Here is a 10,829-nt window from a genome sequence, read left to right on the forward strand (position 1 = left end):
GCGGCGCGACCGGCCCCCGTGCACCCGGCCGCCGCGGGGCGGCTGACGCGGTACCGGGTGATGGCGTTCGTCACCGGCACGATGCTGCTGGTGCTGTGCCTCGAGATGGTGCTCAAGTACGTGTTCCACGCGAACGGCGTCGACCCGGCGACGGGCTCGCCGCTGCCGGTGCTGGGCACCTGGGTCGCGATCGTGCACGGCTGGATCTACGTGGTGTACCTGTTCACCGTCGTGCAGCTGTGGTCGGCCATGCGCTGGTCGCTCGGCCGGCTGGTGACGATGGCGCTGGCGGGCGTCGTGCCGGTGATGTCGTTCATCCTCGAGCGCCGGGTGCACGCCGACGCGCAGGCCCGCCTGGGGTGAGCGGCGCGGCTCAGGCCGCCGCGCGGCGCGCCCGCCACCGGGCCACCGGGCGCTCGACGAGCCACCAGCTCGCCGTCGCCGCGAGGAGGGTGAGCGCGACCCCGAGCGCGATCCCGGCGAGGTCGTCGGGGTGCCCGAGCCAGCGCACGATCGCGCCGTTCCACAGGTACGCCGCGTACGACACCGTGCCGAGGGCGACCGCGGGCCGCAGCCACCGGGTCGGCAGCGACCGCCAGCCGCCGACGTAGCTGATCAGCACCACCGTGGCGACGGCGACGGCCGGCACGCCCAGCAGGTACCAGGCGGTGTGCCCGGCCAGGCCGGTGAGCATCGTCCCGCCGAGCAGCACCACGACGATCCCGCCCTGCACGGCCCGGCGCGCCCGGACGGTCTGCGGCAGCCGTGCCGCCAGCGCGGTGCGGCCGAGGAAGCCCGCGCAGCCGATGAGCAGCGCCGCGCCCCACGACGTCGGCAGCGCGTACACCCGGGCGACGTCCGGCACGACCAGCAGCAGCGTCACCATGCAGGCGGCCAGCGCCGCGGCCACGGCGACCCCGGTCGTGGCGCGCAGCCAGCCCCGGTGCCAGGCCCACGCCAGCACCAGCGGCCACACCAGGTAGAACTGCTCCTCCGCCGCCAGCGTCCAGAAGTGGTAGACGGACTCGCTGCCGTGCGGGAGCCCGGGGACGTTGATCGTGTAGGTGAGCGCCGCGACCAGCGTCTCGGGCACCAGGTGCGCCTGGCCGAGCAGGTCGAACGCCCCTTCGACGACCACGTATCCCGCGAGCATGAGCAGCAGCGGCGGGTACAGCCGGAGCAGCCGGTGGCCGTAGAACCGCCGGAACCGGATCCGGCCGCGGGCGTCGAGGTCGCGCATGAGCACGCCGGTGATCAGCCAGCCCGACAGCGCGAAGAACACCGTCACGCCGAGGACGCCGGCGGCGCCGAACACGTCGGGGGCCGCGTGGTTGAGCAGCACCAGGCCCACGGCCAGGCCGCGGAGCGCGTCCAGGCCCGGCAGGCGCGCGGGTAGCGCCGGGGCGCCCGCCACCGGCGCCGCGGGCACGGGCGACGCCAGACCGGTGCCGGGCAGGCCGCTGCCGGTGGTCGTCGCCGGGTCGGCCGGTGCGTCATCCCTCACGTAACGGAAGGTATGTCCACTTTGCGAGGTTTGAGAAGACCCGGGCGCCGTGCGGCCGAGGACCGGCACCGGATCTTCACACCGCGACCCGACGCTCACGTGACAGGAGGGTGCCGGCCCGTCGGTCCAGGTCACGGCGACCGCCCGTCGCTATGCTGTCGCCGCCCGGTGCGGAAGGAGGTGGCCGTGAGCCTGCACCACATGCAGATCGGCGAGGTCGCCGAGCGCACCGGCCTGTCGCTGCGGACCATCCGGTACTACGGGGAGGTCGGCCTCGTCCGGCCCTCGGCCCGCACGCACGGCGGATTCCGCCTGTACACCGAGCCTGACATCGCACGGCTGGAGCTGATCAAGCGCATGAAGCCGCTCGACTTCTCCCTCGACGAGATGGGCGACCTGCTCGGCGTGCTCGACCGGATCAACGAGCCGGGCATCGACGCCGACGAGCACGAGGCCCTGCTGGAGCGCCTGCGGATGTACCGGCTGGCCGCCGAGGAGCGGTCCCGGGCGCTGCGCGAGCAGCTCGCCGTCGCCGAGGACTTCCACGAGAGCCTCCGCAAGGAGATCAGCCGGCAGCGCCGGATCGGGGAGCGCTCCGGCTCCTGACGCCGGTCCCCGCGGGGTCCCGGGTCGTCCTCCCGCGCTCCCGGGACGTCCCGGGCTGCCGGCCGGGCGCACTACCCTGGTGCGGTGACCGACGCTCCCGACACGCCCGCGCCGCCGCCCTCCGACTCGCCCCGTCCCGTCCTCGTCGTCGACTTCGGCGCGCAGTACGCGCAGCTGATCGCGCGCCGCGTCCGCGAGGCGAGCGTCTACTCCGAGATCGTGCCGCACACGGCCTCGGTGCAGGACATGCTGGCCAAGGACCCGTCGGCCATCATCCTGTCCGGCGGACCGTCGTCCGTGTACGCCGCCGGCGCCCCGTTCGTCGACCCGGCGCTGTTCGACGCCGGCGTCCCGGTGCTCGGCATCTGCTACGGCTTCCAGGCGATGGCCAAGGCCCTCGGCGGCGAGGTCGCGCAGACCGGCAACCGCGAGTACGGCGGCACCCCGGTGGAGGTCGTCGCGAACGGCACCGTCCTCGCCGACAGCCCCGAGCAGCAGACCGTCTGGATGAGCCACGGCGACGCCGTGCACGCCGCGCCCGAGGGCTTCGAGGTGCTCGCCACGTCGGCCGGCTCCCCGGTCGCCGCGTTCGAGGACCGCGCCCGCCGCCTGTACGGCGTGCAGTGGCACCCCGAGGTGAAGCACTCGCCGCTCGGCCAGCGCACCCTCGAGCACTTCCTCTACGAGGGCGCCGGCCTGGCTCCCGACTGGAACCCGGGCAACGTCATCGCCGACCAGGTCGAGCGGATCCGCGCCCAGGTCGGCAGCGCCCGCGTCATCTGCGGCCTGTCCGGCGGCGTCGACTCCTCCGTCGCCGCCGCGCTGGTGCAGAAGGCCGTCGGCGACCAGCTCACCTGCGTGTTCGTCGACCACGGCCTGCTGCGCACCGGCGAGGCCGAGCAGGTCGAGCAGGACTTCGTGGCGTCCACCGGCGTCAACCTCAAGGTCGTCGACGCGCGCGAGCGGTTCCTGCAGGCGCTCGCGGGCCACACCGACCCCGAGACCAAGCGCAAGATCATCGGCCGCGAGTTCATCCGCGTGTTCGAGGACGCCGCCCGCGAGGTCGTCGAGGAGGCCGGCGCCCACGGCGACGAGGTCAAGTTCCTCGTCCAGGGCACCCTCTACCCGGACGTCGTCGAGTCCGGCGGCGGCGAGGGCGCGGCCAACATCAAGAGCCACCACAACGTCGGCGGCCTGCCCGACGACCTGCAGTTCGAGCTCGTCGAGCCGCTGCGCGCGCTGTTCAAGGACGAGGTCCGTGCCGTCGGCCTCGAGCTCGGCGTGCCCGAGGCGATCGTCTGGCGCCAGCCGTTCCCCGGCCCCGGCCTGGGCATCCGGATCATCGGCGAGGTCACCCAGGAACGCCTGGACGTGCTCCGCGCCGCCGACGTCATCGCCCGCGAGGAGCTGACCCGCGCAGGCCTGGACCGCGACATCTGGCAGTGCCCGGTCGTGCTGCTGGCCGACGTGCGCTCGGTGGGCGTGCAGGGCGACGGCCGCACCTACGGCCACCCCGTCGTGCTGCGCCCGGTGTCCTCCGAGGACGCCATGACCGCCGACTGGACCCGCCTGCCGTACGACGTGCTGGCGACGATCTCCACCCGCATCACCAACGAGGTGCCGGAGGTCAACCGCGTGGTGCTCGACGTGACGAGCAAGCCGCCGGGCACCATCGAGTGGGAGTGAGCTGACGCGCCACGGCCCGGTACCCCGCACGGGGGTGCCGGGCCGTCGTGCATCCCGGATCACTCGGCGCGGGTGGGCCCCTTACCAGGACCTATGTCCTAGTCTGACGGAGTGTCATAGGTGGGACCAAGGACCCGACCAGCGGAAATCCGGTCATTGTGCGCCGCTTCACAAGCCCGGTCACCGGCTGTCCCGCGACCTTGGTCCCATGTCGCGCCCGGCGGGGGAGGCAGGCTCTTCCACGTGGGGCTCACAGGGTCCACCGGGTCGACCGACGGTCGTCCCGCACCGGGGGTATCGGAAGGGAACACGACCATGGCTACCGTGGCAGCGACGGGCGGCTCGAAGGCTGCTCGCGTCATCGGCATCATCACGGCGATCGCCGGCATCGTCCTCATCATCGCCGGCGGCGTCACCTGGGGCTCCGTCTCCAGCCACCTCGCCGACGAGAACATCACCGTCTCCGACGACGCCGCGAACTTCGCGGGCCAGCCCGTGACCAGCCCGTGGACGGCGTTCGCGCAGGCCGACATCATCCAGCACCACGCCCTCGAGGCCACCGGCGGCAAGACCTACGCCGAGCTCGCCCAGGACGACCCGCTGCGCGACGTCGCCATGAACGCGTCCTTCCTGCGGGCCTCGCTGTTCACCTCGGTCGTCGCGTTCGGCGTCGCCGCGCTGGTCATGGGCCTCGGCGTGATGTTCATCCTCATCGGCTGGGCGCTGTTCGCCCTGGGCGGCCGCAAGACCGCCGCGGTCACCGACGCCACCCGCCCCGCCGGCACCGTGCCGGGCGTGGAGGAGAACGTGCGGGCCTGACGCCCACGCACCAGCACGGCCGGAGGGCCGGGACCCCGCGCGGGGTCCCGGCCCTTCGCCGTGCCCACCACCGAGTGAGTAGGAAACTGGTCGAGGGGGTAGTCGCGGGATACCCCCTCGACCCATTTCCTACTCGCTCGGCGACGCACGCGGTGACGCGGTGACGCCGGGGTCCGGGCGGTCAGGCGCCGGGGCGGATGCCGGCGGAGGCGAGGACGCTCGCGAGGCGTGCGGGGTGGAGGGCGTCCTGCCACGTCCACCGCACGACTCGGAGGCCCGCGGCACGGAGCCGGTCCTCGCGGCGCTTCTCGGCCCACACGCGGTCCTCGTCGGCGGTGCGGTCGCCGACCCCGCCGGCGCGGTACTTCAATCGGCCGTCGAACTCGCCGACCACGCCGAGCCGCTCCCAGAGGAAGTCGACCCGGCCGACGAGCCCGCGGTGGTCGCGCACCTCGCGCTGCAGCACCGGCTGCGGCAGGCCGAGCTCGATCATCCGGGCGCGGCTCAGCGACTCCCCGGGCGACTCGGCCCCCGCGTCCGCCTCGGCCACGACGCGCCGCGCCGCGCGGACCCCGCGTCCGGTGCCTGCGGCCGCCACCTCGCGGGCGAGGTCGTCGGGACTCACCCCGCGCCGCCGGAGCGCGTCGTCGGCCAGGACGAGCCCGCGGGCGAACGACCCGGCCCGGGCGAGGTCGACGACCGTCCGCGCGACCGTCGTGACCGCGAGACCGTCGACGCACCGGGTCGCCGCCGGATCGGCGACCCGGTGCCGGCGCACCCCTGGGCTGGAGGGGGTGCCGGAGGCGAGGGGCACGAGCACGTGCACGTCGCGCGGCCAGTCCCCGAGCAGGGGGAGCCGCCATACGGCCGCGGCGGACTCGCGGCCGAAGACCGGCGCCCGTAACCGCCGGGCGGCCGCGAGCACCCTGAGGCGGTGACGCTCCGCCTCGTCGGCGGCGGCCCAGGCCTCCGCGGGCACGTACGTGCCGTGCCGGACCCGCACGAGCGCACCGGCACGGGTCGCGCGCCGGAGGTCCTTGCCGTCCCGACCGACAGCTCGCGCGTTGCCCGTCGTGGTGACCGCGGCGGCGGTCACGTCGGGGAGGGCGGCTGCGGTGCTGCTCATGCCTCCACCGTGCCCGACGGAGCGGGCCCGGCGGCGGTCGTCCACAGACCGGGTCCGGGCTCTGTCGCCGACTGGGCAAGAAAAGCGCCGAGCGAGTACCCAGCAGGTACTCACTCGGCGCTTCTCCTCCACAGTCGCTGCTGATCGGGCGGCCGGTCGGATGCTGACCGGAGGTCGCCCGGGGTCAGCGCGTGGTGCGCTGCTCGCGGCGCTTGCGGCGCCCCGCCGTGAGGAGGGAGCCGACCAGCAGGGCGACGCCGGCCGCGGCCAGCAGCACGATGAGCGCGAGCTGCAGGTCGATCCGGACGCCCGCCGCGACGGCGAGCACCAGGATGCCGACGGCCGCGACGATCAGGCCCCAGACCACGGTGCCCGCCCGCGGGCCGCGGTCCTCGGGCTCCGGCGCGGGGACCGGTGCGGGGGATGCGGCCGGGGTCGGCGCCGGGGTGCCGTACGCCGGGGACCCGTACGCGGTCGAGCCGTACGCCGCCGAGCCGGAGGCGGGCGCGCCGTATGCCGGGGTGCCCGGGGCCGGCGAGCCGTACGGGGACGGGCCGGTCGTCGGGGCCGGGTCGGACGGCGTCGCCGACCAGGACGACTCCCGCACCGGTGCTGCGGCGGTCGCGGCGGCCGGGGCGTCGCCGACGGCTGCGGGCTCGGTCCCGCCGACGGTGTCGATGCGCGCGGTGTCGCCGACGGCGTCGATCCGCTGGGTCGCGCTGCTGGTCTCGATGACGGCGGTGTCGTCCGTCGCGTCGGTCCGCTGGGTGGCGCCGCTGGTCTCGATGACGGCGGTGTCGTCCGTCGCGTCGGTCCGCTGGGTGGCGCTGCTGGTCTCGATGACGGCGGTGTCGTCCGTCGCGTCGGTCCGCCGCGTCGCGTCGTCCGTCTCGATCGCCGTGGTGTCGTCGACGGGGTCGACCGGCCGGCTCGCGTCCTCCGCGGCCTCGGCGTCCACCGCGGCCGTGGTCGCGTCGTCGGTGGCGTCCGCGCGCTCGATGCGTTCGGTGACGGGCTCGTCCGCGCCGTCGGGGCGGGGGGCCTCGGGGCCGGTGCTGGTCATCAGTCCTCCTCGATGGTGATGCTGCCGACGCCGACCTCGATCGTGAGCTCGATCTCGGCGTCCTCGCGGCCCGACATGGCGTCGCTGGTGAAGGTGCGGGCGTGGCCGACGCCGTCGGAGCGCTCGTTCTTGCCGTCGACCTTCCAGATGACGTTGCCGGCGCCGGAGCTGACGTCCGCGACGACGGCCGCGCCCTCGGGCACGATGACGGTGACGTCGCCCAGGCCGCCGCTGATCGGCACCTCCAGGGGCTCGTCGGTGAGGGGCACGCCGGTCAGGTCGACCGTGGCGTCGCCGACGCCGAACGAGTAGCCCCGCTCGGCCACGGCCCGGGAGCTCACGGCCGTGTCGATGCTGCGCACCCCACCGCTGTCGCCGTCCCACCGGTCCCAGCTGCCCCAGCGGGCGTCGTTCGCGACCGCCGCGGGACCCGCGACGACCATGCCGACGATCGCCAGGGCCGTGAGCCCGCCGGCGGTGCGGCCGCGCAGGCCGGAGACGATGATCGCCAGGCCGACGAGCGCCAGGCCGCCGCCGACGACCACGGCCGCGATCGGGCCGTCGTAGACCCCGGCGCGCTCGGCGGCGAGCAGGCCGGCCAGGCCGATGAGGATGAGCGCGACCACGACGCCGGTGACGGCGGCACCAGGCCCGCGGCGCGGCGGCCGCGGCGGGCGCGGCGGCGTGGGCGGGGTCGGGGGCGGCGGCGTCCAGCCGCGGACCGGGGGTGCCGGCGGGTTGGGCGGTCCCTGGTGCCGTCGGGCGCCGGAGCCGGCCGAGGGCTGCCCGGAGGGCGCGGTGCCGTAGGCGGGCGCGGCGGGTGCCGAGCCGTACCCGCCGCCCACCGGGGCGGAGGCGCTCGCGACCGGCCGGTCCGGGGCCGCCGGGGCGGCACCCGCGTACGGCGCGGGCCGCGCGGTGTCGGCCGGCGGTGCGGGCGGGGTGCTGGGGCTGGTCATCGGTCGCTGTCCTTCCGGGTACGGGGGCTGCCACGAGGCCGCCGGCGGGCGGCCGTCCCTGCCGCGCCGCAGCGCGGTGACGAGGACGACGATCCCGGCGACCACGGCCGCGAACCACGCGAAGCCGCTGAACCAGCCGGACCGGAACGGGCCCCAGCTGAACCACCAGTCGCCGGCGCTGAACCCGACGACGACCAGGGCGATGGCGCCGAGCAGGGCCACGTCGAAGTTGCCGCGGATGGTCTCCTCGAGGTGGATCCGCCCGTCGGACTCCTCGGGCAGCAGCGCCCAGGCGAGGCCGTACAGCACGAAGCCGAAGCCCATGAGCAGGGTGACGCCCACGAGGCCCCGGGCGAGCAGCGGGTCGATGCCGAGCCGGGCGGCGAGGCCGCCGGAGACGCCGCCGACCCAGCGGTCCTGGGAGCGGGAGATGCCCGCGCGGCGGATCGCCGCGAAGAAGCCGGCCATCGCGTGGCCGTCGGTCGGGGGAGCGGGAGGAGGCACGGGGCCGGGTGCGCCGGGGCCGCTCGGCGGCACGGTGCCCGACCCGCGGTCGGCGCTGTCGTTCGTCATGGCTCGATCCTGACGCGCGGGGCACCCCCGGCGGCATCGGGTACCCCCCTGACCCGCCCCTGAATGTGCCCCGGGGGTCCCTGATCCTGGGGCCCGGAGGGCGCTGCCGGGGTCCGGGACGTGTGACGATCAGGGCATGGAGTCCCCGTCCCGTCTGCCGCTGCGGCGCCCGGAGCGCGGCCGCGTGGTCGGCGGCGTCGCCGCCGGCCTCGCGCTGCACCTCGGCGTGCCCGTGCGGCTCGTGCGGGTGCTGTTCGCGCTGCTCACGCCGGTGGGCGGGATCGGCGTCGCCCTGTACGTGTTCTGGTGGGTGACCATCCCGGTGGGCGACCCCGCGGCCGTCGCGGACGCCGGTCGCCCGGCGGAGCTGTCCCGGCTGCACCGCCCGCTCGAGGGCGACGCGGTGCAGCGGCTGCGGCGGCTGCCGTGGACCGAGATCGCTGTCGGGGTGGCGCTGCTCGCCGGGGCGGTGGCCATGCTCCTCGCCCGGGCGGGCACGGACGTCGTCGGCAACTGGGTGGTGCCGGTGCTGCTGCTGGTCGCGGGCGCCGCGCTGGCGTGGAGCCAGCTGGACGCGGTGCAGCGGGAGCGACGCGGCGGCAGCCGGGGGCCGGTGAGCGTGCTCCGCCTGGTCGGCGGCCTGGTGATCGCGGGCGTCGGCGTGCTGCTGCTGGTCGGCCAGGAGGCGACCCCGGGGACCCTGGTGCAGTCGACGGTGGCCGCGGTCGCGGTGCTCGGCGGCGTCGCCCTGGTGCTCGCGCCGTGGTGGCTGCGGCTCGTCCGGGAGCTGGGCGACGAGCGTGCCGCCCGCGCCCGCGAGTCCGAGCGCGCCGACATCGCGGCCCACCTGCACGACTCCGTGCTGCAGACCCTGGCGCTGATCCGCGCCCGGGCGGACGACCCGACGGAGGTCGCCCGGATGGCCCGCGCGCAGGAGCGCGAGCTGCGGGTGTGGCTGTACGACGACCGCCCGGCGCCCGGCACGTCGGTGGCGGCGGTGCTCGCCGCGATCGTCGCGGAGATCGAGGACACGCGCACCGGCCCGGACGGCGAGGCCGTCACGGTCGAGACCGTCGTCGTCGGGGACACCGAGCCCGACGCGAGCACCGACGCGCTGCTGCAGGCGACCCGCGAGGCGCTGCTCAACGCCGTCCGGCACGGTCGCCCGCCGGTGTCGCTCTACCTGGAGGCGGGGCCCGACGAGGTCGAGGTGTTCGTGCGCGACCGCGGCGACGGCTTCGACCCCGACGCCGTGCCGGACGACCGGTTCGGCGTGCGGGAGTCCATCCTGGGGCGCGTGCGCCGCCGGGGCGGGACCGCGTCGGTGGTGTGCAAGGACGGCGGCGGCACCGAGGTGCGGCTGCGGATGCCCCTGGTGCGCGAGCGCGCGGCGGCGGAGGACGAGAGGACGATGCAGGGATGAACGACGCTCCGGTCGACGTGGTGCTCGTCGACGACCACCTGATGTTCCGTGCGGGCGTCAAGGCGTCCCTCGACGACCGGGTGCACGTCGTCGGGGAGGCCGCCACGGTGGACGAGGCGATCCAGGTCGTGCGGGCCACGCAGCCGCCGGTCGTGCTGCTCGACGTGCACCTGCCCGGTGGCGACGGCGGTGGCGGCGCCGAGGTGATCCGCGCGTGCACCGACCTGCTCGGCGGCACCCGGTTCCTGGCGCTGTCGGTGTCCGACGCGGCGGAGGACGTCGTCGCGGTGATCCGGGCCGGCGCGCGGGGCTACGTCACCAAGGCGATCTCCGGGCCCGACCTGTGCGACGCCGTGCTGCGCGTGGCGGGTGGCGACGCGGTGTTCTCGCCCCGGCTCGCGGGGTTCGTGCTCGACGCGTTCGGGGCCGCCGCGGGCGACGTGGCGACCGGCGACGACGAGCTCGACCGGCTGTCGGCGCGGGAGCGCGAGGTCATGCGGCTGATCGCGCGGGGGTACTCCTACCGCGAGGTGGCGGGGGAGCTGTTCATCTCGATCAAGACGGTCGAGACTCACGTGTCGGCGGTGCTACGCAAGCTGCAGCTGTCCTCGCGGCACGAGCTGACCCGGTGGGCGGCGGCGCGCCGGCTGCTCTGAGCCGGGCGCGCCCGCGCGCGGGGTGATCGGCGTCAGCCGATGTTGCACTCGTAGCGCACGCCGTCGACGTAGTGCACGCCGTCACCGAGGTCCGCGCAGGTCTCGACCAGCGAGGCGACGCCGAACGCGCCGAGCGCGAGCGCGACGACCCCGGCGACCAGCCACAGCGCGCCCACGACCACGCCCGCGACGGCGAGGCCACGGCCCGGGAGTCCGCCGCGGCGGCCGCGGACCAGGACGACGATGCTGATGACGAGCCCGACCAGGGCCGTGCACGGGATCACCGCCGTGACGAGGCCGACGATCGCGAGCGTCGGCGACGGCGCCGGCTGCGGCGCGACCGGGTACGGGCCCGGGAGCGCCGCCGGATCGGGGTAGCCGGCCCCGGTCGGCTGGGCCCCGGGCGGCGGGTAG

11 protein-coding genes are annotated in these 10,829 nt (G+C 75.7%); 6 read left to right on the forward strand and 5 right to left on the reverse strand.

Annotated features, from left to right (window positions below):
- Window positions 1-18 precede the first annotated feature (18 nt).
- Window positions 19-363, forward strand: coding sequence for a DUF3817 domain-containing protein (locus tag G6556_RS13210; protein ID WP_166942113.1), 345 nt, complete (start codon window positions 19-21; stop codon window positions 361-363).
- A 10-nt stretch (window positions 364-373) separates the two neighbouring features.
- Here the strand turns inward: G6556_RS13210 and G6556_RS13215 are convergent, their stop codons facing one another.
- On the reverse strand, window positions 374-1,504 hold the full coding sequence (locus tag G6556_RS13215) for an acyltransferase (protein ID WP_346774885.1): 1,131 nt from the start codon (window positions 1,502-1,504) through the stop codon (window positions 374-376).
- A 186-nt stretch (window positions 1,505-1,690) separates the two neighbouring features.
- Between G6556_RS13215 and G6556_RS13220 the strand changes: the two genes are divergently transcribed.
- The 3 genes from G6556_RS13220 (at window position 1,691) to G6556_RS13230 (ending at window position 4,615) form a co-directional block, all read left to right on the forward strand.
- Window positions 1,691-2,110, forward strand: a complete 420-nt coding sequence (locus G6556_RS13220) for a MerR family transcriptional regulator (RefSeq protein WP_346774886.1) — start codon at window positions 1,691-1,693, stop codon at window positions 2,108-2,110.
- An 84-nt stretch (window positions 2,111-2,194) separates the two neighbouring features.
- Window positions 2,195-3,796 (forward strand): glutamine-hydrolyzing GMP synthase, encoded by a 1,602-nt coding sequence (gene guaA / locus G6556_RS13225; protein ID WP_166942116.1) that lies wholly within the window; start codon window positions 2,195-2,197, stop codon window positions 3,794-3,796.
- Between the two features lie 315 nt (window positions 3,797-4,111).
- A complete protein-coding gene (locus G6556_RS13230; protein WP_166942119.1) occupies window positions 4,112-4,615 on the forward strand; it encodes an aromatic ring-opening dioxygenase LigA in 504 nt (167 codons plus the stop codon).
- A 181-nt stretch (window positions 4,616-4,796) separates the two neighbouring features.
- On the opposite strand, the gene G6556_RS13235 is transcribed toward G6556_RS13230, so the two are convergent.
- The 3 genes from G6556_RS13235 to G6556_RS13245 all read right to left on the reverse strand — a co-directional run bounded on the left by G6556_RS13235 (window position 4,797) and on the right by G6556_RS13245 (window position 8,336).
- Window positions 4,797-5,741 (reverse strand): type IV toxin-antitoxin system AbiEi family antitoxin domain-containing protein, encoded by a 945-nt coding sequence (locus G6556_RS13235; protein ID WP_166942122.1) that lies wholly within the window; start codon window positions 5,739-5,741, stop codon window positions 4,797-4,799.
- A 184-nt stretch (window positions 5,742-5,925) separates the two neighbouring features.
- Window positions 5,926-6,804 (reverse strand): hypothetical protein, encoded by an 879-nt coding sequence (locus tag G6556_RS19180; RefSeq protein ID WP_205693447.1) that lies wholly within the window; start codon window positions 6,802-6,804, stop codon window positions 5,926-5,928.
- Window positions 6,804-8,336, reverse strand: a complete 1,533-nt coding sequence (locus G6556_RS13245) for a PspC domain-containing protein (RefSeq protein WP_166942125.1) — start codon at window positions 8,334-8,336, stop codon at window positions 6,804-6,806. The genes G6556_RS19180 and G6556_RS13245 overlap by 1 nt, the downstream gene beginning before the upstream one ends.
- A gap of 136 nt (window positions 8,337-8,472) precedes the next feature.
- Between G6556_RS13245 and G6556_RS13250 the strand changes: the two genes are divergently transcribed.
- Both G6556_RS13250 and G6556_RS13255 read left to right on the forward strand, forming a co-directional pair.
- On the forward strand, window positions 8,473-9,759 hold the full coding sequence (locus G6556_RS13250; protein ID WP_166942128.1) for an ATP-binding protein: 1,287 nt from the start codon (window positions 8,473-8,475) through the stop codon (window positions 9,757-9,759).
- Window positions 9,756-10,415 (forward strand): response regulator transcription factor, encoded by a 660-nt coding sequence (locus G6556_RS13255; protein ID WP_166942131.1) that lies wholly within the window; start codon window positions 9,756-9,758, stop codon window positions 10,413-10,415. The genes G6556_RS13250 and G6556_RS13255 overlap by 4 nt, the downstream gene beginning before the upstream one ends.
- 32 nt (window positions 10,416-10,447) lie before the next feature.
- On the opposite strand, the gene G6556_RS13260 is transcribed toward G6556_RS13255, so the two are convergent.
- On the reverse strand, window positions 10,448-10,829 hold a 382-nt coding region (locus G6556_RS13260; protein WP_205693448.1), incomplete at its 5' end, for a hypothetical protein.

Source organism: Cellulomonas sp. IC4_254, from assembly GCF_011603975.1.
Lineage (GTDB): Bacteria > Actinomycetota > Actinomycetes > Actinomycetales > Cellulomonadaceae > Cellulomonas.

Coding starts and splice junctions, on each gene's coding strand:
- G6556_RS13230 (WP_166942119.1), top strand. CDS start 4,112: ATGGCTACCGTGGCAGCGACGGGCGGCTCGAAGGCTGCTCGCGTCATC.
- G6556_RS13235 (WP_166942122.1), bottom strand. CDS start 5,741: ATGAGCAGCACCGCAGCCGCCCTCCCCGACGTGACCGCCGCCGCGGTC.
- G6556_RS19180 (WP_205693447.1), bottom strand. CDS start 6,804: ATGACCAGCACCGGCCCCGAGGCCCCCCGCCCCGACGGCGCGGACGAG.
- G6556_RS13245 (WP_166942125.1), bottom strand. CDS start 8,336: ATGACGAACGACAGCGCCGACCGCGGGTCGGGCACCGTGCCGCCGAGC.
- G6556_RS13250 (WP_166942128.1), top strand. CDS start 8,473: ATGGAGTCCCCGTCCCGTCTGCCGCTGCGGCGCCCGGAGCGCGGCCGC.
- G6556_RS13255 (WP_166942131.1), top strand. CDS start 9,756: ATGAACGACGCTCCGGTCGACGTGGTGCTCGTCGACGACCACCTGATG.